Annotated in this window: 19 protein-coding genes; 4 read left to right on the top strand and 15 right to left on the bottom strand. The window is 45.2% G+C overall.

What is annotated here, in order from left to right; all coding sequences use genetic code 11:
* Positions 1-98: 98 nt before the first annotated feature.
* The 6 genes from EKN16_RS22590 to EKN16_RS22615 form a co-directional block, all read right to left on the bottom strand.
* Positions 99-3,395 (bottom strand): S-layer homology domain-containing protein, encoded by a 3,297-nt coding sequence (locus EKN16_RS22590; RefSeq protein ID WP_125662524.1) that lies wholly within the window; start codon positions 3,393-3,395, stop codon positions 99-101.
* Between the two features lie 149 nt (positions 3,396-3,544).
* Positions 3,545-5,218 carry an extracellular solute-binding protein gene (locus EKN16_RS22595; RefSeq protein WP_125662527.1) on the bottom strand — a complete coding sequence of 558 codons (1,674 nt, stop codon included), beginning with the start codon at positions 5,216-5,218 and terminating at the stop codon, positions 3,545-3,547.
* An 85-nt stretch (positions 5,219-5,303) separates the two neighbouring features.
* Positions 5,304-6,197, bottom strand: a complete 894-nt coding sequence (locus EKN16_RS22600) for a carbohydrate ABC transporter permease (protein ID WP_125662531.1) — start codon at positions 6,195-6,197, stop codon at positions 5,304-5,306.
* A 22-nt stretch (positions 6,198-6,219) separates the two neighbouring features.
* Positions 6,220-7,086: an ABC transporter permease gene (locus EKN16_RS22605; protein WP_125666549.1), complete on the bottom strand. Its 867-nt coding sequence runs from the start codon at positions 7,084-7,086 to the stop codon at positions 6,220-6,222.
* 202 nt (positions 7,087-7,288) lie between these two features.
* A complete protein-coding gene (gene nagZ / locus EKN16_RS22610; RefSeq protein WP_125662534.1) occupies positions 7,289-8,824 on the bottom strand; it encodes a beta-N-acetylhexosaminidase in 1,536 nt (511 codons plus the stop codon).
* Positions 8,825-8,981: 157 nt separating this feature from the next.
* Positions 8,982-10,133, bottom strand: coding sequence for an ROK family transcriptional regulator (locus EKN16_RS22615; protein ID WP_232015945.1), 1,152 nt, complete (start codon positions 10,131-10,133; stop codon positions 8,982-8,984).
* Between the two features lie 285 nt (positions 10,134-10,418).
* Between EKN16_RS22615 and EKN16_RS22620 the strand changes: the two genes are divergently transcribed.
* Positions 10,419-11,924, top strand: coding sequence for a glycoside hydrolase family 18 protein (locus tag EKN16_RS22620; RefSeq protein ID WP_125662540.1), 1,506 nt, complete (start codon positions 10,419-10,421; stop codon positions 11,922-11,924).
* Positions 11,925-11,955: 31 nt separating this feature from the next.
* Complete coding sequence (mgrA, locus tag EKN16_RS22625) at positions 11,956-12,951, top strand: L-glyceraldehyde 3-phosphate reductase (RefSeq protein ID WP_125662543.1); 996 nt, start codon at positions 11,956-11,958, stop codon at positions 12,949-12,951.
* A 142-nt stretch (positions 12,952-13,093) separates the two neighbouring features.
* Here mgrA and EKN16_RS22630 read toward each other — a convergent pair whose 3' ends face one another.
* Entirely contained in the window at positions 13,094-13,570 is a 477-nt protein-coding gene (locus EKN16_RS22630) for a heme-degrading domain-containing protein (protein ID WP_125662546.1), read from the bottom strand.
* A 625-nt stretch (positions 13,571-14,195) separates the two neighbouring features.
* On the opposite strand from EKN16_RS22630, the gene EKN16_RS22635 reads away from it, so the two are divergent.
* Positions 14,196-15,680: a stalk domain-containing protein gene (locus EKN16_RS22635; RefSeq protein ID WP_125662549.1), complete on the top strand. Its 1,485-nt coding sequence runs from the start codon at positions 14,196-14,198 to the stop codon at positions 15,678-15,680.
* 155 nt (positions 15,681-15,835) lie between these two features.
* Here the strand turns inward: EKN16_RS22635 and EKN16_RS22640 are convergent, their stop codons facing one another.
* From EKN16_RS22640 to EKN16_RS22655, 4 genes are all read right to left on the bottom strand, one after another.
* Entirely contained in the window at positions 15,836-16,639 is an 804-nt protein-coding gene (locus EKN16_RS22640; RefSeq protein WP_125662552.1) for an SDR family NAD(P)-dependent oxidoreductase, read from the bottom strand.
* 118 nt (positions 16,640-16,757) lie between these two features.
* A complete protein-coding gene (locus tag EKN16_RS22645) occupies positions 16,758-17,114 on the bottom strand; it encodes a darcynin family protein (protein ID WP_125662554.1) in 357 nt (118 codons plus the stop codon).
* Between the two features lie 182 nt (positions 17,115-17,296).
* Positions 17,297-17,887, bottom strand: coding sequence for a Crp/Fnr family transcriptional regulator (locus tag EKN16_RS22650; RefSeq protein WP_125662557.1), 591 nt, complete (start codon positions 17,885-17,887; stop codon positions 17,297-17,299).
* Positions 17,888-18,056: 169 nt separating this feature from the next.
* Positions 18,057-18,647: a TetR/AcrR family transcriptional regulator gene (locus EKN16_RS22655; RefSeq protein WP_125662560.1), complete on the bottom strand. Its 591-nt coding sequence runs from the start codon at positions 18,645-18,647 to the stop codon at positions 18,057-18,059.
* 180 nt (positions 18,648-18,827) lie between these two features.
* On the opposite strand from EKN16_RS22655, the gene EKN16_RS22660 reads away from it, so the two are divergent.
* Entirely contained in the window at positions 18,828-19,586 is a 759-nt protein-coding gene (locus EKN16_RS22660) for an MBL fold metallo-hydrolase (protein WP_125662563.1), read from the top strand.
* Between the two features lie 66 nt (positions 19,587-19,652).
* Here EKN16_RS22660 and EKN16_RS22665 read toward each other — a convergent pair whose 3' ends face one another.
* From EKN16_RS22665 to EKN16_RS22680, 4 genes are all read right to left on the bottom strand, one after another.
* Positions 19,653-20,621, bottom strand: a complete 969-nt coding sequence (locus EKN16_RS22665) for a quinone oxidoreductase family protein (RefSeq protein ID WP_125662566.1) — start codon at positions 20,619-20,621, stop codon at positions 19,653-19,655.
* 253 nt (positions 20,622-20,874) lie between these two features.
* Entirely contained in the window at positions 20,875-21,165 is a 291-nt protein-coding gene (locus EKN16_RS22670; RefSeq protein ID WP_125662568.1) for an ABC transporter substrate-binding protein, read from the bottom strand.
* 97 nt (positions 21,166-21,262) lie between these two features.
* Positions 21,263-21,943, bottom strand: coding sequence for an N-acetylmannosamine-6-phosphate 2-epimerase (locus EKN16_RS22675; protein ID WP_125662571.1), 681 nt, complete (start codon positions 21,941-21,943; stop codon positions 21,263-21,265).
* A 59-nt stretch (positions 21,944-22,002) separates the two neighbouring features.
* Complete coding sequence (locus EKN16_RS22680; protein WP_125662574.1) at positions 22,003-23,277, bottom strand: Gfo/Idh/MocA family protein; 1,275 nt, start codon at positions 23,275-23,277, stop codon at positions 22,003-22,005.
* Between the last annotated feature and the right edge of the window lie 58 nt (positions 23,278-23,335).

A 23,335-nucleotide genomic window follows, 5' to 3' on the forward strand; every position in this document is an offset into this window, starting at 1 on the left:
TGGAGAATGCGGGATTATGCTTAACCCACTTTTGGAACAGGCCTGCATGACTAAGCAACGGTTACTGATCAGGCATTCCTAAAGAAGCCCCTTCAACGTTACCCATTGATCCAATAATCGATAAACTGTTGTCTTTCCGTTTCGTCATCTTTAGATTTCTCCCACCACCATACGCCCGAACCAGCAACTTTTGCCCCTGCTGCAATGGCATCATTTACGGCAATAGAGTGGTTCATGGAGTTCTCATAGATGGGATGATAGATATCAATGTCATCCACTCCGACAGCGAGCGGTATTAATTCGCAATTCGTGGAGCTTAACGCATTGCTGATTCGAATTGTATTTTCTTTAATAGCCAACTGGTAGGAAGCCGCATCCGTAGTAAAAGGATTTGCCGGCCACGGGTCACCTGGCTCATCTGCACCTGTGTCATAATCCATCATGATGATCATATCCAGCAGCGCACCGTATTGCGACAATTCACTATCCGGCATATATTGCGGGAATGGGTTTCCACAGATGGAGAGATGCTTGCCAGGGCCGATGGCTGCCCGCACTTTGACAATTAAAGCTCGATAGTCATTGGCTGATGCACCCGATCTCAGCGGTTCAAAATCGATGTTGATGCCATCTAAGGCAAAAGTTTCGACAAAATACTTAGCTTTGGCCGCTATTTTGTCTTGCATGGTTGCTTTGTCAACGGCTGGAGTGTGTAAGACACCTTTTCTATCGGTCCAAGGTAAATTCTGTATATGCATAAAACTGTTCCCGCTTAAAGCACCGATTAATTTAATATCCGGGTTAGTCGCTCTCGACACGGTCACCCAATGTTGAAGCTCTGCGTATGCGGCGGGATCAAGCGTTCCGTCTATCGCCCCTCCGTCGATTGTATCCTCAAAGGTGGCCGTATTGGCAACTCGATCGAAAAATCCTACGTCTATCATTTGATATTTAATTTGATAAGAAGTCATTTTATTGACCGTCTGCTGAATAAAGAGATCTGTTCGAGGGAACATCACCCATTCAGGATTCAAGAACGTAACATTATTCGTCCGATAAGCAGGCGGCTGCGCCCATGCTTGAACTTCACTATAGTGATTATTCGGATTAAATTGCCCATTTTGTTTGGTGCCTCCATTGGAGTAGACCCTTAAATACCGTGCCTTAACGGTAGCGAATTGAATGGCTTTACCGCCGCTCGTTTCCGCATATTCCAAGTCCGTGCCTGTTCCCAAAGCCGCGGAATTATCCGTATCATTATTATAAACAGTCGTAGACGTGGTGAATGTGGAATCATTGGATAACTGAACGATAACGTCATGGTAGGTTCTACCGTCCCCGTAGTAATGCCAGAGGTTAACGGTATTGATATCGTAGCTTGTGCCAAAGTCAATTTGGATATAGTTCAACCCGGGTCCTGCGTCTGTTATTTGATCCAGATTATCTGTAATACCATCTGTAGCGTAGCCAGCACCATCTAAGGTAACATTTGAAGTTAGGCTTTTCTCGAAAGCTACATTTTTCGGTTTAACCGGTGATGATATGGGTACTACCGGAGTTGCGGGTCTTGTCGCAGACGTCCATGCTTCTACTTCAACATAATGGTTATACGCACTTAGACCTCCATTTTTTTTCGTACTGCCATTGGAGTAAATTCTTAAATATCTCGCATTAACCGCAGGAACGGCAATTGCTTTTCCTTCCTCGGATTCTGCGTATTCAGCGTCTGTGCCTGTACCTAAACCCGCAGAACCGTCTGCATCATTATTGAAAACCGTTGTGGACGCAGCAAACGTGGCATCATTAGATAGCTGAACAATGACATCGTGATAGGTTCTGCCATCACCAAAGTAATGCCAGAGGTAAATGGAATTGATCGTATGGCTTGCACCAAAATCAATTTGGATATATTTCAACCCGGATTCAGCCTCGGTTAATAGATCGGTGTTTTCTATTTTTCCGTCAGTCGCAAATGTACTGTCCATTAGAACGGCATTGGAAGTCAGTTCTTTCCCGACAGCTACGTTAACAGGAATTTGCGGTTTGGGCGGATTTGAAGGCGTCGATGGCGTTGAAATGATAGGTGACTCAGTCGATATTACTTTAGGGTTTGTCTCGAAAGTTGAGCCTTTACCCCCATCGTTTACGGTGGCTTTATCTACGACACCAAGGCCGAGTACCTTCACGATTGCATCAAGCACCAATGCTGTAATTTTTGCGTCTTTCCCCAAGTTGAGGGAGTTGTCTTTAGCATTCTTCTGGAAATGAAGATTATTTATCGAGCCTTTGGGCACTTCAATAGCGATGGATTGGGCAAATACGTCAACGTTTTCGAATGTTCCGAGTAACGTTACCTTTGAATTGGCTGGCAATTCTTTAGCTATTTCAATATTCGCAAAACCGCTTCCGGTGACATTAGATTCTTCTAGGGTTACCGAACAGAGAAGCGTAATTTGCTTAACCGATGTAGAGCCTTCCGCAACGATACGGACTACTCCGTCTTTTTTGTCCACAATGATCGTAAGTAACACGGAGTCCTTGATGTGAATGGAGTGATCGCCTCCGCCCTTAACGGTAGTCGTTCCGTTAACGGTGACATGGTTAAGGGTTGCATCACCGCTGCCAATTCCTTCAGACAAAATGAGGTTCCCTGTAACTGTTACGTTCTGCAGGGTAACTCCTGTGGCACTGATGACCACGTCCCCGTCGATGGTATCCATGCCGGAAACAGGACCGTAAGTACCCGCTTTGTCATATAACGTCGCACTTGAAGTCTCTTTTGCACGAAAAGCTCGGCTTAAGGATACAACGGCTTCCGCTCTAGTGATCATTCCCTCGGGGCGATAGGTGCCATCGCCATACCCTTTTATCAAGTCTTTGGCTGCGACGGCGGCTACTCCAGGTTTACTCCATGTCGCTATTTTCTCCGAATCCTTATAATTGTTTAGAATCTCAAGCTGAGCAGTCGTCGTTTCAAGCTTGAGCAGTTTGTATATGATTTGCGCCGCTTCTTGACGGCTGATTGTTTGGCTTGGACGAATAGTATTGTCCGTATACCCGCTTATATAGCCTGCCTTCAAGGCTTTGCCGATCTCAGCGTAATCCCAACTGGAGCTATCTACATCCTTAAAATTGAGTGTTGCCGCTTCAACAAATCCGAATGACCGATTTATCATCGTCATAAATTCAGCACGAGTCACTGATCTGTCCGGCTTGTAGCTACCATCCGGAAAGGCACTAATATAACCTTTGGAAATCCAATCCGTTAACTGCTGCTCAGCCCAATGGCCGCTAATATCCGTTGTTTTAGCACCAAATGCCGTTCCGTAGGAGAAAACCGTTGATAAAAGAATGATAAAACAGAGTGAGAAAGAAGTTGTTTTTTTCAATAGCATAAGCAAAACCTCCGTTTGGTTAACCTTTTATGTTGATAACGTTTTCAAATTAATTTAATTGTACACTGACCTTATTTATTATTTATAAAGGGGCTTTCCAATAGGCCTACAAAGACCTATAGGAAAGCCCCGCTGCTTTGATGAATAGACTAGTTACCTTTCATTTTCTTCACATTTCCCTGCCATTTTTCGGTCATGAAAGCTTGCAGCTTGCTATAACCCATAGCTTGTGCGTCTGATTCGGCTTTGTCCAGAATGGACAGCACATCCGCTTCGCTCTTGGCTACCAGCGCTTTTGCCCGTACCTCTTTGAAGAGATCGTCAAGCTGTTTCCAGACGATGCCTTCCTCGGAGTCCGGCTGCGGATCCAGATTAATAAATTCCGTGGCATCCGATTGCGTTTTCCACGTAATCTTAGTCTGCTGCTCCGTTGCCCAACTTCGTTTGTCTTCCGGCAGTGACATTTCAAATTTCGCTTTGGACGAATCGACATAGACAGTGTTTCCAGCCCATTGGAAATCAGTGATTGCGGCCATTAGCTTATCTCGGCCTTCGCTGTCAGACGTATATTTATCTGTGAATTTCGGAGCGCCATCCGCATCAAAACCATCCCAATACAATCCTGGAGGACCCCACATGCCCACGCTTTGTCCCTCAGGTCCAGTAAACCAATCCAGAAAAGCGAAAATCGCTTCAGGGTCTTTAGCAGCCTTAGTAATAACACTAACATTCCAGCCAAGCTGGTTAAACGTACCCGGCCATATTTTATTTTTGTCCAAACCAGACTTATGGATTGGCCAAATCATGAAATATCCCGCTTCAGGATCCGCCTTCTTCAAATTGGCATTCCCTGGATCACCATACTTAGTAGGACTGGCTCCGGCAAAGACAGCAACCCGGCCATTCAGCACCTTCTCTTTCACTTGATCGGCTGTTTGGTTCATAGCATCCTGTGTCATTAATTTCTCGCGGAACAGTTTATTGGAATATTGCATGGATTCGCGGAAAACCGGATCCGTGAAGATCGATGTTAAAGTGTTATCCTTAGGTACTCCACGAATGCCGAGGTATTTGACCGAATAATTCTCGCCGAAAGCAGAGAACAATACGTCCAAACCGTCCCCTTGTGCACCTAAGCCAACTTCAAACGGAACGACATTCTTATATTTCTCTTTCACCAATTTCAGGTAGTTGTAGAGATCATCGGTCGTTTCCAGAGCAGGTGAGCCCAGATCCTTGTAAATTTTCTTGTTGATGACATAACCGGCGTTTCCGTTTGGTCGGCTAGTATACCAGTTCGGGAATTGGTATAGCTTGCCGTCATCGGATCGGAGCATGTTAATGCCAGCATCCCCCAGCCATTTTTTTAAGTTAGGGTATTTATCTAGGTAATCGTCGAGCGGCACGAGCATATCGGCTTCACGGAGCTTCTCGACATCCGGACCACGTTCCATCCACATGACATCAGGCAGTTCATTGGACGCGATCATCATATTATATTTGGTTGCGGCATCACCACCGGATTGTACCGGGGTAATATTCACCTTCTTGTTCTCTTTAATCCATTTGGTTGCCAAATCGTCTCCCCATGGTGGCATTGTGTACCAGTCATAGTTGCCATAGAAGGAAAATTCCACAGGTTTGGATCCCAAAACAAACTGGCTTTCACTTGGCTTAGCAGTCTCTTCTGGTTGCGTGTTTGTAGTGTTTGTAGTGTTATTAGCGGTGTTCTTTGTTTTTTCTCCATTGTCCGATGAACATCCGGTCAACGCCGCAACGGCCGTCAGCATTACAATACCCGAAATCAATAACAGCTTCTTCATGCTCTAAATCCCCTCTCTCATATTCGAAATTACTTTTCTATGTTCATAAGCCCTAAGGCTTTAAACACCGCATTGTTAGCCTCGGCTATTCTTTCATGGAACCGATTAAGACGCCTTTGACAAAATACTTCTGCACGAATGGATACACCATGACGATCGGCAAGGTAGCAACCATCATCGTAGCCATCGACAGTGATTTGGAAGTTACACTTTTCATGCGGTCCGCGGCGCTTTGTGCGGCGGAATCGAGCTGCGCCATTTGTTCGGACATGATATTGGCGTTGAGAATTTGCTTGAGCATCGTTTGAATAGGAAGCAATTTTTCATTCGTAATGTAAATGCTGGGTGTAAACCAATCGTTCCAATGGTAAATGGCGGTGAAAAGCGACAAGGTGGCGATAACAGGTCCCGACAGCGGAAGAACAATCCGAAGGAAGGTACCCCAATTGCCGCAGCCGTCGATCTTGGCCGACTCATCTAGCCCTGGGGGCAAACCCATGAAGAAAGTTCGGAATATGATCATGTTCCACACACTGATGAGGCCTGGAATGACCATTACCCAAAACGAATTCGTCAATCCAACCGCTCTGATCAGCATATAAGAGGGAATCAATCCACCGCTGAAATATAAGGTAACGAGACCGATAATCATGTAAAGCTTGCGCCCCACCAGCTCGCGTTTAGTCATCCCATAAGCAAAAACTGCTGTACAAAGAATAGATGCGAACGTGCCTATTACCGTTCTTGTAATTGAGACAAGGAAGGCATGCGTAATCCGATGATCTTGAAAAACGATATCGTAGTTTTCCAGCGTAAAAGCGCGCGGCCAGAAAGTGACTCCACCTAGGGAAGTATCAAATCCGCTATTAAATGAAATGACAAATGAATTCCAAAAAGGATAAAAGGTGACGAACGCAAGCAATGTGAGAATCATATAAATCGACACGGACATAATTCGATCGCCTAAATTGTTTTTCATCGACAACCCCCGCTTCTTCGTTCTACCACAAGCTGTTTCCTGACCTGCGGGCAATAAGATTGGCCATAGTCAGCAAACCGATGCTGATAATCGCTTTATACAACCCGACAGCCGTCGCATAAGAAAATCTCGAGCTTTTGATCCCGACCCGAAACACATAGGTATCCAGAACATCAGAGACATCTCTTAAAGCCGGATTAGTAGCGAGCAGCAAGATATCTTCAAAACCAGCCGTAAGGAGATTGCCGACCGCCAATATCATGAAGATAATAATAACGGGCATAATCGCAGGAATGGTAATCAGAAATATTTGCTTTAACTTGCTGGCACCATCAATAGATGCCGCTTCATACATATCGGGGTTCACCCCTGCTATCGCTGCCAAATAGATGATCGAAGCAAATCCGATTTCTTTCCAGACATTCGAGCTGATCAAGATTCCCCAGAAATAGTCCGATGTCGAAAGCCAATTGATTGGCTCTCTGATTAGATGGAGCGCTTGAAGCAAAATGTTAACGCTTCCGTTATCAGTAGAAAGCATAGACATTGTGAATCCGGCGACAATAACCCATGACATGAAATGAGGTAAGTAACTTAGCGTTTGCACGATCCGCTTGAAGGCCACTTTCCGTACTTCATTGAGCATTAGGGCGAGAAGGATCGGCGCCGGAAAACCCACGACGAGTTTCAACAGGCTGATCACTATGGTATTACGCATGACGGTCCAAAAATCCGGCGAGTCAAAAAACATTCGAAAATGTTTGAACCCTACCCAGGGACTGTGCCAAAAACCTTTAAAAATGTTATAGTCCTGAAAAGCCATCAACGTCCCGTACATCGGGATATAGCTGAAGATAAAGATAAATAAGATCGCTGGAACAACCATCATCTGAATATCCCATTGCTTAATTAATCGCTTGATCAAATGTACTCCCCCCGTTGAAAGTAAGCGTTTTCCAAAATTCCACTCTGTTTTGATTTCTAGCTTTATTTTACCTAATATATTTTATTTTGTACAGTGTCCTTATTAATTTATTTGTAGCTAAATGTTTTCATTACACCCTCCGCATTGCACGTTTCATACAACATTCTCAGCTAACCGCTACCCCGGAGAATTTCCGAGCGAATGCCTTCATACTTTCGTCACCAGAAGAACAAATGAGGACGACGGAGCTCTCCTCCGGCAGCTCATCAGCATCATAAGGATTTCGCAGCACTAAGCACACATGAGGCTTCGAATTGGCGCACAACCGAGCAATCGACAGCTGGTTTTTGAATACATGGGCATTCCGCGTTACTTGGAGAATGGCATCGGCCTGCTTAATTTTTCTTTCCACCTCAAGATGTTCGGCTTCCGTGGGATTCATGGAAGTATACATGGTCTCCAATTGAATACCTCTGTCCTTCAAATAGGTTTCCAGCTTGAACTGTTTGTCGAAAGTCGTGTCCGCTTGAGTAAGCTGTTCCAACTCAGGCACAATTAAGATGTACTTTGGGTAATTTAAAGGAAGAAGCTGCGAAGGATCCCGCTGTACGACAATGGATGCTTCAGCGATTTGGGCTGCATGCGACTCCCATAAGGACCGGGGAATAACATTTGCTTCCGCTCGATATTGCTTCATCGTATTTTGTAATTTGAGGATGCGTTTGACGGATTGATCAATACGCTCTTCCGAAATCACACCCGATTGTACCGCGGTCAGGATGCCCAAGCATACTTTCTCTTGGAAGTCCCGCGTATGGCACATGATAATCTGATCGTTCCCAGCCAATACCGCGAGCACACCGATTTCTGCGGGATCGAAATTGTTCTTGATCGCCTGCATTTCGATATCGTCCGTGCAGATGACACCTTCGAATCCCAGCTTTTCTCTTAATAGATGAGTAATAAAAAAAGGGGAGAGGGAAGCCGGCAGCTCGAGCGATTCCGGAATATTCGGGAATACGATGTGAGCGGTCATAATCGCCCCGACCCCCGCTTCAATTGCGGCAAAGAAGGGTTGTAAGGCTTGCTCGTATAATTGCTCCAGAGTCAAATCGCAGGTGGGCAGCTCGACATGCGAATCGGCATCCACATCCCCATGACCCGGAAAATGCTTAGCGGTTGATACGATCCCGGACTCTCTCATCCCCCTGATGAAGGACACGCCGTACGCGGCTACTTGCTTGGGATCTTCGCCGAAAGAGCGTATACCGATGACGGGGTTCAGCGGATTCGAATTAACATCCAGCACCGGAGCCCAATCTAACATGAAGCCTAGTTCGTGCAGCTGGCTGCCAATTAATCTACCGCTCGCATAAGCGAGTTCAGGGTCGTTCGCCAGCCCAATCGCTCGATTGCCGGGAACATCCGGATAAAATTCCGTAAAATTCGCGAGGGAACCGCCCTCTTCATCGATTGCAATCACGAATGGTTCCTGTGCCTGATGATTCGTTTGGGCCCAATGGTTCAGATCGGCTATGATTTTCTTTAACTGAATTTCATTCTCGATATTATGCGGGAAAAGTCCGAGTCCACCGTAGTGGATACTGGCCAATGTCTCTTTGACTTCCTCGTTTACTTGTTTCGTGGGCATCCCGACTACGCACATCAGCCCCACCTTTTCTTCCAAGGATAGTGCCTTCATGTATATTCCCCTTCCAAATCATTAGGTGAAAGATATCAAAAATATTTAATTGGTACACTTTACAAATTAAATATACAACCAACTCGAAACACTGTCAAATAAAAAATTGGAGCTGTTCCCAAGATCATTACCGACCTTAGGAACAGCCCCAATTCTATTAAAAATAATCCTCGAATACTTTGTGCAGCATGAGTGTAGACGCCCCAATGATGAAGTTTCTCTCCTCAAATGTCGCGGGCACCACTCTGTTCTGTTCAAAGGGCAACGGAAACGGAAACGACGAAAGCCCCTTCTTCAATTGATTCATGAACTTGTTCGAATGACACATCCAGCCGTGCAGCACGATAAGCTCAGGACTGAGGAAGTTTATGAATACCGATAATGTATTCACGAGCAAGACGCATACTTGAGAGATCACTTCTTCCCCAAGCTCTTCCCCTGCTTCGTACCTCTCAAGCAATTCATCGAATGTCTGTGGAACATTGTCAGAATTATTTTGCCGCGCCTTTTCCTGAGACCTTGCCAAAACGGCAGGCTCCGTAAGCACCATGGCGATACATCCGTTCTGACCGCACTCTTCACACCGCTGACCATCAGGGTCAATCAGCATGTGTCCGATCTCACCCGCTAAGCCCTTGTACCCGGAATAGACTTTTCCATCAATAACCAACCCCAAACCAATGCCCGAATCCATGGATAAGAATAACAAATTATCCGTTCTAGTGTTACCTACGAAATACTCAGCAAAAGCGGCTGCCTTCAAATCGTTAACCACAACGACTGGATAATCGAACTCTCTTCGGAGCATTCTCTTGATTTCCAGGTCTTTGATTCTAAGAAACGTAGACTTGACGATGACCTCTCCCTGATCGTCGATAACCCCAGGAGTAGAGATGGCAATGCCTTTTACCTGCAAAGGGTCTTTGACAATTTTGGATGTCAGCAGGCGATTTATAGAGGCGATCATGAACTCCAGAACCTCTGCATTTCCTTTTACAACCGGCTCGGTAAATTCATAAACGATCTCATTTCTAAAGTTTAATAGAGCTCCTCGAAAATAATTGTTTCCGAGTGCAATGCCAATGATATATCCTTTGTCGCGGCTAATCTCTAATGCGATCGCTCTTCGGCCCGCACCCGGTGAAGATTTCTCACCAACTTCGTCGATTAGACCCTGTTGGATCAATTCATCGACCAAGGAGGACACAGTAGTTGCGCTCAATTTCGATTTCTGGGCTATTTCAGCTCGGGATAGGCTTCCTTCCCTAAGCAGCATGTGAAGAATAAGGGAACAATTAATTTTTTTCATTAGTTGTAAATTGCCTTTTTGAGCCACCATACTTTTCATTTTCCTCTCAAGATAAAAAATTATTCAGCCTTTCCATTACATCTGCAAAGATCATCATAATTAATCAGGACTCTTTAATAATATCCACAAACTCTCAAAAACTCAAGCTTGCCCAATCGCAGGTATTTGGACTTACCTGCAATTTTGGGGGTTGACAAAGAAAAGAAATATGAATTACTTTAATAATTAGTACAGTGTACTTATTTATTATAGCAATACATTGAATCCATTAAAAGGAGGAAATTTATGAAGAAAGTATCGTTTCGGCCCATCCTCATTGCGACAATAGCTGTCGTGCTCTGTTCTTCCGGTTTAATTGGGGCACAGAGGGCGAACGCAGCAGCCCAGAATGTTGCCGCGGGCAAAACGCCGACATCAAACGCTGCCCTGATCAATGCGTCTCTTGCTACCGATGGAGCCAGTAACAACAGCAATTCGTTTGCCGAAGCGGGAACGGGAAAGAAATACATCCAGATTGATTTCGGTGGAAACTACTATTTGAACAAAATTTTGCTCTGGCATTACTACGCGGACAGCCGGACGTACAAAGATGTCGTCGTTAAATTATCAGAAAGTGCAACGTTCAGCAGCGCCACCACAGTATTCAACAATGATGTCGACAATAGCTCTGGACAGGGCGCCGGTTCTGATGCTGAATACGCAGAGACCGCAGCCGGCAAAACCATTACGTTTAATCCGGTTAAGGCAAGATACCTCCGCATCTATTCTAATGGCAGCAACATCAACACCTACAACCATTACGTAGAAGCTCAGGCATGGACCATTGACAACTCCTATCGTGCGAACAATGTCACCTTTACCAACCCGGAATGGGTGATGACGCCCCAAACGGATGCGTTCATCCAAGATGTAGTCAACAAAATGAACGCCTACAAAATCAAATATCAAATGATCGACGTCGGCTTTTTTGACAGGGATTCCGAAACCGGTCAATACGATGATATAAATGGTCAGCCCATCGACGGAACGATGAGTTGGTATGCCTATGACGAACTCGAAAACTGGGTGAACAAATCTAGGCAGTACGCCCCCGACATGAAACTGATCGGAGTCGTTAACGGAAATAAGTCGCTGCATGTTCAAGGCTTGCCGTATACGGATAAAAACAATGTCCTGCATACACCTGCGGTTTCCAAAGCCACCATGCAAGATAATATCGCGGCGCATTGCGCATTCCTTGTCAATTATTACGGTCTTGACGGAATCAACTTGGACTTTGAACCTGTTAGCGCAGGTGCGGCCAGTACCGATTATAGACAATTAATTCAAAAGGTAAGAACAGCCATAGGTCCTAATAAGCATCTTTCGATCGATGGCAATCCTTTCGCTGCCTATATGCCGGACAATGAAATTGCCCAATTCGGTGCAATGCTGGATATGATCGTGATGATGGACTATGATACGGCAGATTTAAACGTTCCTGCCTATCCTGCAAACCCCTCTTCCACGAATGCAACAAACTATAAACTCGCAATTAAAGAGAACACCAAGCGGATCAGCAGCGCACTACCTGCTTCCTGTGCTTTCATACCGCTGGGCCCTGGTGATTACGGCTTTACAGACGTTCACAAGTCTTACGAGAACGCGCAAAACCATTCTGTTGCCGTCAATGATGCGATTATGGAAGGCGCAAGAGTCGCAGGGTCTGGCGTATGGTGGTTTAGTGCTTCCATGAATAATGCTACCGAAACACAACAATTTAATGACTTTTGGATTAATGGAACCCCATAACTCAAGATAGATTTCAGAGGAGGCACTTCAATTGAATTATCAGCCTAGCAATCAGCGATACGATAACATGAAGTACAATAGATGCGGCAAAAGCGGACTGAAGCTTCCAGCCATTTCACTTGGCCTGTGGCATAATTTCGGAGACGGCTATGTTTTTAACAACAGTCGGGAAATGGTCCGCCGCGCTTTTGATCTGGGGATCACCCACTTCGACGTAGCCAACAACTACGGCTGGCCAGGGGGATCTTCAGAAGAAACCCTCGGTAAAATATTAAAGCTGGACTTCGCTTCTCATCGTGATGAAACGATCATCTCTACAAAAGCAGGATGGGACATGTGGCCAGGGCCTTATGGGGATGAGGGCTCCAAAAAATACTTGGTGGCAAGCCTCGATCAAAGCTTAAAACGCCTAGGACTTGATTACGTCGATATTTACTATCATCATAGACCGGATCCTAACACGCCGATCGAAGAAACGATGGGTGCGCTCGATTTGCTTGTTCGTCAAGGAAAAGCCTTATACGTGGGCATCTCTTCTTATGACGAAGCAGAATCCAAGGCAGCGATAGACGCATTAAATAAACTTGGAACGCCTTGTTTAATTCATCAGCCTTCTTACTCCATGCTTGATCGGACGGTTGAAGACGGGTTGCTTGACTTACTTGCGGATGAGGGAGTCGGAAGCATTGCGTTCTTCCCACTGGCGCAAGGACTCCTCACGAACAAGTACCTGTCTGGGATCCCTGCCGATTCAAGAGCTGGAAGCGGCATCAGATTCCTTAAGCCTGAGCATATCACGGCGGACATCTTGAATAAGACGCAGCAATTGAACGATATTGCTGCATCAAGAGAGCAATCCTTGGCTCAAATGGCTATCGCTTGGGTTCTGCGCGGCAACCGCGTTACCTCTGCGCTGGTTGGCGCAAGCAGGGTAAGCCAGATTGAAGAGAACGTGGCAGCACTGAATAATCTGGACTTTACTTCAAGCGAATTGGCAGCTATTGATCAAATCTTAAAAGCCAATTAATAAAATCACTACTTAGATCTCCCTTCTCCAGGGAGGTTTTTTATTGCTTATATATGAAGAAAACTTTGCCGATAACGAGAGAAAGGGTAAGAAAAAAGCGTAAACCGCTACCCTATGGTGAGCGATTTACACTTAACTTTTATTAAACTTCCTTATTTAAGAATTGCTTCAGTACCGTGATTACGAGTTCATGATCTTCTTCTTGCGAGAGCCCGGCTACCGTGATGGTTCCAATAAACCCTGCATTCTCGACAACAATTGGAAAAGCGCCTCCGTTGGCCGCATACTCCATAGGATCCAACAATGCAAATTCTTGCATCGTCATGTTCAATAATTTCATCCGCGTCCCTATTAAATAGGAGCTTTGGGAAAATTGATTGACCACCCGATTCTTTCTTCGAATCCAACTGTCGGCATCTTTTGTAGAATTCGGCAAAGTCGCACGGAATAGCTGCAGATCACCTCTAGATATGTCGATTGTGACAGGCAGATTTTGCTGTAATGCCACCTCGACGAGTTTTGCACCCACTTGCAATGCTGTCTCATTCGTAAAACTGTCAAATTTTAGGATGGCTTCTTCTCTTTTTAGCTGCTCCAATAACGCTTTTGTATCTTCCATAAAACCCCTCTTTCTAGTGATAATATTTAATACGTACACTGTACAAAATATTACCAATTCATACGGCTTTCGTCAATTATTATCTTTCATCCCTCCTATCTTCATTTTTAATTCCTATTTATTGCTGTACCAACATCAGTGGATATTTCTTCTAAAATCTTTCTTTGTCGCTTTAAGTGGCTTTTCGTTAAGTGCAAATAATACCTGGGTGATATTTTGAATGGTTTGATTAATAATGCCTGATGTATATAATATCCATTCGTTCTATTGCACTTCGGTAGTGGAAATTATTAAGGGTCTTCGAGCGGTTGTATGAAAGCTATTTCCGAGAGATAGATATAATTAAAATAACCATTCAATGTCCAGGCTTCCGGATAAAATCTTAATGGATCCGTTCAGAAGTTCATTTACGACTTCTTCAAGCTTAGCTATGCTTCTAATTGGGAAAAGAGACAATATCTTCACTAACCGACAGATCCCCTATAGCAGGTGAGATACTTTCAAAAATGGTATGTCTATTGTATTAAACAATTACATTGCGACCAATGAATTTTAGAAGGAATTGTATCCATATACGAAGAATTTATTAAAATAGTAAAATAATATGTAAATTAGGAGCAAAAAAGTGAAAAAGAAACGATTAATTCTAGTGGTTTGTTTAATGCTTTTCATTTTTCCCATTTCAACCTATGCTAATGATTCTAACGCCGTGAGTACCGCTTCCGACAAACCTGCTCCTGCTATTGAAGTATTTATCGATCATGCCAAGGTATTTTTTAATGTACAGCCGATTATGGATGGTGGGACAACACTTGTTGAATTCAGACCTGTTTTTGAAAAGCTGGGCTTGCGGGTCAAGTGGGATTCAGCGACTCAAACGGTTTATGGGACAAAGGATAAACTCAAGATTTCCTTATTGATTGGTAGCAAGATCGCAACGATCAATGGTGAAGATAAGACTTTATTACAGGCACCTCGAATGATTAACGGGCATACGTTCATTCCTTTACGTTTTATAGGAGAAGCCACTGAAAAGCAGGTGGTTTGGGATGTGAACGCGCGTCAGATTCAAATTTCATCGACTATTTTCTCAGATATCTTTGATGTGCTTAAAGTCGCAGACGGAACAAAGCTCAGGTACGAAGGAGATTTAATGGACGGGAAGAAGAATGGGGCTGGGAAGCTATTTTACCTCAATAAGCTCTGGTATGATGGGCAGTTTATAAACGACACTTTGGACGGTCAAGGCAAGCTCTATGATAATTCCGGAAGCCTCCTTAGATATGAAGGGCAATTTAAGAATAGTAAGATGGATGGGCAAGGCATTCGTTATACAAATGAGGGCACAAGGCTTTATGAGGGACAATGGAGCGTGGGGCATTATGACGGATTTGGTATCTTATACAATGGATCAGTGAAAGTCTATGACGGTCATTTTCTTCAAGACCAGTATGATGGTGAAGGCAAGCTATATAACGTTTCCGGTACCTTAAAGTATGAAGGAAACTTTAAATCCGGTGTGCCAAACGGTACTGGAATCTTACATTTCTCCGATAGCAGCCGGTATGAAGGAGATATTAAGAATGGCAAAATGGAGGGTGTTGGAGTTTACTACACCTCGGCTAATGTCATAGAAATGAAAGGGCAGTTTATTGATAATCAATATTTAATGGATATCAACAATCCCGTACCTGAACCCGTATTGGGACATGGTTTAGAAAATGGAAAGAATATAGAGCTGAATTACACCGATGGCTATTCCTATTTGAAGACATGGGCTTTGGATCCTGTACTCAGTCATAAAATTGCCTATGGCTTTGATCCAAATATTCAGAGCATTGATTATTACCCGGATGGTTATCCAGAAATTGATAAACCAGATAAAGCTCGGTATCTATTATTAACCCTATACAGATATCCGAAGTCCGGCTACAAGCTAAGCTCTCTTGGTCAGATTAAACTATTAGAAAATAAGGAATGGTTAATCACTTACACATTGGCAACAAACCCTATACCTAAGGATGAGGCTCACAAAGCAAAGTACGAGGAATTCGAGCTAGCCTTATCCTACATGAAACAGGTCATCGCAAGCGTTAAGCAAATTGATTAACGTTAGCAGTCACAACCGGAATGAACAAAGAGGTTTACGAGAAGATCACAGTTTAAAGTGCTAACTAAAGAGCCTGAGTACCTATAACAAGGTGCTTCCAGGCCCTTTATTTGTTTGTTCAGGACCTTGATGAATAAAGCTGCAGCCGAGGCCGATTAATCCAATATAAAACCGCTGGTCAAATTGGCTACTGTACCCGTCATCGCACCGGCTTGTTCCGAAGCCATGAAAACCGCCGTGTCAGCTACATTGGCAAGCGTGGGAAGCCGCTTCAGCAGTGTACCTGCTGCTGCACCCGCCATCAGCTCCTCGTTTGTGACGCCATTAAGCTCAGCGACGGAGCGGAAGACGTTCCGAGTGTGGGAGCCCATCGCCTCCGCTTCGGGTATCATATGGGATCTGAGGCAGATGACGCGGATACCGTTTGGTGCAAGCTCTCCTGCCAAATGGCGAGAGAACGCTTCAACCCCCGCGCATGCAACGCTGTGTCCCATGTACCCCGGTCCCGGCATTTGCGAGACTGGCGTCGAAAGTGTGAGAATGACGCCCGAGCTTTTCCTTGCCATGTGTCTGGCTGCTGCCTTCGCCGTAATGAAATTGGTTTGAGTGTAGACGGTAATAGGGAGCGCGTAATCCTCGAGGGACAATTCCGAAATTGGTGTTCCCTGAACATGATAAATGCCTATAGCGTTCAGAGCGATGTCAATGCTACCCGCCTTTGCAACAACGGCATCGGCATGCTCCTCTACCGCTCGCTCGTCAAGAGCATCGACTTGGGCAATTTCGGCCACGCCTCCCGCGGCTGAGATTTCACTTGCGATAGCATCAAGTTTAGTAAGCGTGCGACCTGCCAGGAATACTTTTGCCCCTTCGCGTGCGAAAGCACGAGCAACTGCACCGCCAATTGCTCCTCCGACGAGATTATGAAACGACGTGAACGGTGAAGTATGTGAATACAAAGCTGCTTACATCGGATCTCTTAACAACCTAAAGAGGGCAGCGACAAACCTGCCCATCGGCAACCTGCCACAGCCCCCAAACCCATATCCGACTCGGCGGACAGGATGCTTGCTACTTTTATTCTTCAGCCAAAGCGGGTGGTTTCGCCAGGATCTCGGACTCGTACAATTGATATGCGTTTTCTATCCCCATAATGACATTCTTTATCTTCATGTAGCCTCTAGTATAGGTCTCCGAGTCCCTGATTTCTTCCCACATAAAGTGGTAAGGCCGCAGATCTTCCGTCTCGCACATGACAAAATCCGTATAGGTCTCGCCGGGTAGCGCCTCTGCATCGAAAAAACGAACCTTTACATCCTTGTCGTATTTAAGGGTAATGTGCCTTAACTCCATAGCTTTCTCTTGGCGAACCTCCCGTGATAGGGCTAGCCAGGAAGGGTAAAATTCCAGCAAAACGATCATCATATACTTCAACTAATCCACTCCTCATCCCTACAAAATGATTTGTTGCCCGCCTGTGCTTCCAAAGAGGAAAGGCCGTCTTGTTATAGCCCATGCTTCATGATCCGATATGCCACCCGTTAGCCTCATCTTATTTCTCCCCCATCGCTGAAACTTATATTAGCTTAGAAGGAGAGGTTTCTCATTAACATAGGTTAATTTCTGGTTTGATTGACGATTCGGCTCAAGGAGACGGGGCTAATTCCTAAATAGGAGGCAATGTGATATTGGGGGATTCGCTGTTCTAATCCAGGATACCTTGTTCTAAAGGCTTGAAGCCGCTCTGCTGCACTTAAATAAAGCAGTTGGCGTTCCCGTTCTTCTTTCTTCAAATAAAGTTGTTCCACACTTTTACGGACAAACCTTTCCCAATTATGGCTTCGATCCATCAGCTCTTGCAACAAAGCGTACGATATTTCGATGACTACCGAATCCTCTAATGCCTGCAGGGAGAAGTAGGAGGGTTCCCCGCTAATCATTGCGCCGTAGGAAGTAACAAAATCATTAGCTAGCGAGAAGCTTTTAATAAATTCTTTTCCGTCAGCAAGCGTGTAAAATAATCGAAACAACCCTTCTGTGCAAAAGTAAGCGTACTGTACCCGCTCCTCGGCTCTCACCAGGTACGTGCCCTGATTAATTAGCTTTAGTTGCGTTCGCTCAATAAAAAGATCCCACTCCGCATTAGTAACTGACGACGCATGCAGCATCCTTTTTATGGACTCATATTCCTCTTTATACGCTCTCATGAAATCACTCCAATCGCGGTCCACGGTCCGATTCGTGATTACTTACTGCCATACAGCCCAAAGATGGCTACAAATCCCGCCTCCCGGCAAACTGTCTCAGCCCTCAAATCCGCGTACGACGCTGCCTCTCGCCTCTTGCTCCTCACTCATCGCAGCTCACTTTCAGAAGCTAGATTACAATATGTTCCATGATATAAACTTTCACTTGGTCGGTACATTGTCGGATGTACTTATTGTCATCGAATAACTTACTCAACATAACCCCGCCTTCGATTAGAGCGATTACCACACTGCATGCTTCTTCCATATCGATATCGCTGCGAAATTCATTTCGAGTGATACCATCCTCCATAATTTTCACCAGAGCCGTCATCATTTCTTTCATTGCAAGCTGAGCCCTTTGCTTTAAAAGCGGGTGACCATCATCGTTCACTGCGGTATTAAGAATGGGGCATCCGCCCTCACATTCATCCTGTTCAACCAGCCTTATATAAACTTCACAGATCGCCAGCATTTTATCTGTTGGAGTAGACCTCTTTGCCAGCTCCTCAGCCAGCAGATTTTTTACTTGTGTAAACGTATAATCAAATGCAGCAATTGCAATTTCGTCCTTACTTTCAAAATGATTATAGATACCGCCCTTGCGAATATTGCTCCTTTCGATAATCTCGGACAGCGAAGTACCTGTGTACCCTTTTTTATTAAATAAACCAGCGGACTGCCGTATAATATGCTCTTTCGTGACTTGTCCTTTACGCATATCCAACCCTCATTTCAAAAAGTACCAATTGGTCTTAAAATAGCACACTCTCTTGTTAAGTTCAACTCCTAAGAAAACGCATCATAACATCCACTTTGAAAAATAAGCTTGATCAAAAAATAGATATGTGCTAATTTAAAACAGACCGGTCGGTACTTTAAATGGAGGAGATGTACTTGTATGGCAATTTCAATTCAACACATTCGCAATGCTACATCAGTGGTAACTATGAATGGCAAAAAAATACTTGTCGATCCTATGTTAAGTGACGTAGGCGATCTTCCCCCGGTTCCTTTCACTCGGACATTTCGTAGAAATCCGCTAACCCCTCTGCCTGTTCCGCTGCAATTCTTTGCGGACATGGATGCAATACTCTTGACACATCGGCATTTTGATCACTTGGATAAAAAGGCTATCTCCGTTCTGAACAAGAACATACCTGTATTTTGCCAACCTGAAGATCAAGCTTTCTTACAAGCCGCCGATTTCTTCAAGGTACAAGCGATTCATGATTCATTTGAATGGTGTGGAATTCAGCTGAAAAGGATTAAAGGGCAGCATGCCCAAGGTTTAGCCGCCAAACTGCTAGGCCCGGTATCCGGATTCATTATGGGCACTCCAGCAGACGGCTCGATTTACATTGTCGGAGACTGCATTTATACACCTGCTATTGAAAAAGTATTCCGAGAGTCAAAGCCGGATATTGCGATCTTGAATACGCCGCGCGCGCAGATGCTATTAGGGACGATTATCACAATGACAGCCGAAGATATCGTTCGTGTTGCGCAATTATCGCCAGCCACGAAGATCATTGCCGTTCATATGGATGCGATTAGCCATTGTACTTTCAAGCGTCAGCAGCTCAGAGCATTTCTGAAGGATCGAAGCTTGGAGCATGCTGCTATTGTTCCTGATGATGGAGAGGTTATTTCGTTCTAGCTCAAGGTTCGAACAAAAAAGCCTCTACCCCACCGAATGAAAAGTGGACTTAGAGGCAAGCATGATCTATGGTATCAATACGATTTTCCCAGTACTCCTTCTGCTTTCCAGAAGTCGGTGCGCCTCGGCACCATCCTTCAGCGCGAAGAGCTTTAGCTCTTCCATGAAAAGTGTACCTTGACGGATTGCTTCAAACAAAGCTGCGGACCGCTCAACTCGGTTTCCATGTGTCGTAACATGATTCCAAAGATCACCTCCTGTTAATGTTTTGGATGTATCCATCAGCATGCGCGGATCAATGTACGGGGGGTCCCCGCCAGCCATCCCGTAGAAAACGACGGTCCCTTTCGTCTTTGTGGCCGCGAAGCTATCCATTAACGTAGCTCCAACGGAATCGTAAGCGGCATCGACTCCCATACTTCCCCGGGTCCAACGAAGGACGTCATTTACCCAATCTCCGTCATAAAGGAATACCTCGTCCGCTCCTGCTTTCAAGGCTACTTCCCGCTTTGCCGAAGAGGAGGTGACTCCCACCACGCGTGCTCCTTTACTTTTGCAGAGCTGCGTCAAGAGTTGTCCTACACCTCCCGCAGCAGCATGAACAAGAATATCATCGCCAGGCTTTATCACGTAACTGTCGTTCACCAGGTAATGAGCTGTCATCCCTTGCAGCAAAATACCTGCCGCTTGCTCGAAAGCAATATCCGCCGGTAATGGAATAACACGGTCCGTCGGTACGACAACCAACTCTGCGTTGGCAAAGGGGACATCGGCAAAAGTGACGCGATCTCCGATTTGAATATGACTAACATCGGCTGCTACCTGCTCGACGACCCCGGCCCCCTCATAACCTAAAATAAAGGGCGGTCGTCCGGCTAAATGATAGTTCCCTCGTCTCCTATATATATCGGCAAAATTCAAGCCAATCGCTCTCATTTTCACACGTACACTTCCCGGTTCTAGCCGTGGTTCCGGGATGTCCACGTACCGCAGCACTTCCGGCCCTCCGAATTGTTCAAATAGTAATGCTTTCATCCTGTATCCTCCAGCTCACTAAACTTTCCAGCCCCAAAATTGTAGCATATTCATGGAACTGTTCCTAATCGAAACGAGAACTTCTGTATGGATTGGCTATTTTACACAAGCTATGTCTCATTTAGGGGCAGTGCTATCGCGTCAAAATAAATAGAGAACGCAACTATTCTGGAAATACCAGATGTCGCGTTCTTTTTCATTTCACCGATATTTGATTAATGACCAATAAGACAGGATTTCAAGCTAGCTTATGTTACAGTTCTTGTGTCAACAGTTGGACAGCTTCCTTCAATTGCACATCAATATCATGAGGCGTGTAGCCTAACCAAGTATCCATGTTAATAGCGTATACATGGTTGTTCTTGACGGCGGTAAGGTTCTTCCATATGGAGATTTTCTTGATATCGTCGAAACGGTTACTCGTTTCCTTTCCCTCAAGTAAGGTTACGAACACGTAATCCGCGTCGTAATTTGGGAGCACCTCTAGGGAAATCGGAAGTGCCCATAAATTCGGATCCTTGTCGATTTCCTCCTCTTCTGCAATGCAATAAGCATCAACACAAAAATGCCACCACCGTTGAGAGCATTCTCACTGGTAGCGGCATTTGTTTGATTAACTTCAGACAGGTTAAAGTGTCAAATCAGAAGATCCTCTGTGCAGATAATACGTTTGCAAATTGTGCTGTAATCAATTGAGGCCTTGTAATAGCTGAGCCTACAACAACAAAATGCGCACCGTTTTCTCGCGCTTGTCGTGCTTCCTCCGGCGTGCTAATACCGCCTTCTGCTACAATCGGAACGGTTAGAGTCTCAGATAGCCGATATACGAGTTCAAGGTTTGGGAGCTTAGTTACGCTGTACGGGGTATAACCAGACAACGTGGTAGAGATGTAATCCGCTCCGAACCTAGCAGCATCAATTCCCTCTTCATAGGTGGAAATATCTGCCATAATCGGAATGCCACACTTTTTCAGTTCCGCAATTGTCTCTTCCAATGTACGTCCGTCTGGACGCGGACGACTCGTAGCATCCAATGCAACGATAGCTGCGCCTGCCTCATACATGGCAATCGCATCTTCCACTGTAGGTGTTATGTAAATGTCAAAGCCATCATAGTCCTTCTTCCAAAGACCAATGATCGGCAAATTTATTTCGCTGCTAATTGCGCGAACATCCTCCGGGCTATTTGACCGAATACCCACTGCACCACCTTCCTGTGCAGCCCTTGCCATAGCAACCATATGTTGTGAACCGTGAAGCGGCTCATGCGATAATGCCTGACAGGAAACGACCAATCCATGCTTAAGATTATTAATAGTCATTATTTCACTGTCCCTTTCTTCTATATATACGGAATGAGTATACAGCTAATTCTTTATATTTAAACAGGAATTTCTTCCTTCTTTTGCATATCCGAAATCTTTACAGCAAGCCCCTCATGTAGTCTCGAATGCTCGGCAGCAAATGCCATCAGGTGGCTTTGCAGTGATGCGGTTGCAGACGTTAAGCCATGGGATGGATTGCTGTCAAACTGGCGAACATCACGCAGGAACGAGCTCACCATGCGTTCATCACCGCCTCCGTGACCGTCTCCTTCGACATTGCAGCGAACCTCAAGCTGTTCTCCAGTAACATAGCGGTATAACGTAAAGGCTCCCTTATCCATATCTCCAATGATTTCACCCTGCGTTCCCATAATTTGAACCCGGCGTGTACCGCTTTGTGTCAGCCCTGACATGATGAACGATGCGTTCGCTCCATTCGCGAATGCCATATTAACCACCTGATGGTCAACGACATTGTTATCGCAGCGATATACACAACGTCCAAACGGCCCTTCTTTAAGAGCCTTTAAGATACCCTCTTGCGACAAATCATTCGTCATATAACGCGCCCAAGGGTGATGCGGAGGCTGTATATACATTTTCATTGCCGAGAAAGCACATTCCTTCTCGACCGCGCAGCCATCGATGCAGCGTTCCGCCGAGCCTTCCGGGGCATTCTCCGCCCTGAAATGTAGCAAAGAGCCGTATGAGCTTACGTTTGTACACGGCTGTTTCATCAGCCATGAGATGATGTCCAGATCATGACAGGATTTGGCCAGAATCATCGGACTCGTCTCCTCTGAATTGCGCCAATTCCCGCGTACATAACTATGCGTCATATGGGGATAGCCGACGTTCTCGGTTAATTGAATCGTTCCCACGGTTCCGAGCTCGCCATCCTCTATATATTTTTTGATTCCCGACCAGAAAGGAGAATAACGAAGAACATGCGTGACTACAAGAAGCCGCTGAAATCGATGTGAGGCCTGCTCCAACTGGATGCATTCCTCCAAAGAAGGAGACATCGGCTTCTCAAGCATGACGTGATAACCCAGCTCCATCGCTTTCATCGCCGGTATATAATGCATCCGATCCAGTGTACAGATGATCATCACATCTGCAATACGGCCTTGACCAAATACTTCTTCCCAAGAATCGTAAACCTGCGCCGGGTCGATTTGATGAATCTCTGCAAATCGTTTTCTCCGCTCATCGTCTGGTTCAGCTACTGCAATAATTTTTAATTCATTCGGAAATTTCTCTGCGTAGGGTCCATAAATGTATCTCCCCCTGCTTCCAGCGCCCAGTAATACGGCCGTTAATTTTCTCAAGACTTTTCCTCCTCTTGTACCTTCTCTACTTCAATTGTAAAGGAACAGCTCGGGAGGA

It is taken from the genome of Paenibacillus baekrokdamisoli (assembly GCF_003945345.1).
In the GTDB taxonomy this organism is placed as follows: domain Bacteria; phylum Bacillota; class Bacilli; order Paenibacillales; family Paenibacillaceae; genus Paenibacillus_Z; species Paenibacillus_Z baekrokdamisoli.

Coding starts and splice junctions, on each gene's coding strand:
- EKN16_RS22590 (WP_125662524.1), bottom strand. CDS start 3,395: ATGCTATTGAAAAAAACAACTTCTTTCTCACTCTGTTTTATCATTCTT.
- EKN16_RS22595 (WP_125662527.1), bottom strand. CDS start 5,218: ATGAAGAAGCTGTTATTGATTTCGGGTATTGTAATGCTGACGGCCGTT.
- EKN16_RS22600 (WP_125662531.1), bottom strand. CDS start 6,197: ATGAAAAACAATTTAGGCGATCGAATTATGTCCGTGTCGATTTATATG.
- EKN16_RS22605 (WP_125666549.1), bottom strand. CDS start 7,086: ATGATGGTTGTTCCAGCGATCTTATTTATCTTTATCTTCAGCTATATC.
- nagZ (WP_125662534.1), bottom strand. CDS start 8,824: ATGAAGGCACTATCCTTGGAAGAAAAGGTGGGGCTGATGTGCGTAGTC.
- EKN16_RS22615 (WP_232015945.1), bottom strand. CDS start 10,133: ATGAAAAAAATTAATTGTTCCCTTATTCTTCACATGCTGCTTAGGGAA.
- EKN16_RS22620 (WP_125662540.1), top strand. CDS start 10,419: ATGAAGAAAGTATCGTTTCGGCCCATCCTCATTGCGACAATAGCTGTC.
- EKN16_RS22630 (WP_125662546.1), bottom strand. CDS start 13,570: ATGGAAGATACAAAAGCGTTATTGGAGCAGCTAAAAAGAGAAGAAGCC.
- EKN16_RS22650 (WP_125662557.1), bottom strand. CDS start 17,887: ATGAGAGCGTATAAAGAGGAATATGAGTCCATAAAAAGGATGCTGCAT.
- EKN16_RS22655 (WP_125662560.1), bottom strand. CDS start 18,647: ATGCGTAAAGGACAAGTCACGAAAGAGCATATTATACGGCAGTCCGCT.
- EKN16_RS22660 (WP_125662563.1), top strand. CDS start 18,828: ATGGCAATTTCAATTCAACACATTCGCAATGCTACATCAGTGGTAACT.
- EKN16_RS22665 (WP_125662566.1), bottom strand. CDS start 20,621: ATGAAAGCATTACTATTTGAACAATTCGGAGGGCCGGAAGTGCTGCGG.
- EKN16_RS22675 (WP_125662571.1), bottom strand. CDS start 21,943: ATGACTATTAATAATCTTAAGCATGGATTGGTCGTTTCCTGTCAGGCA.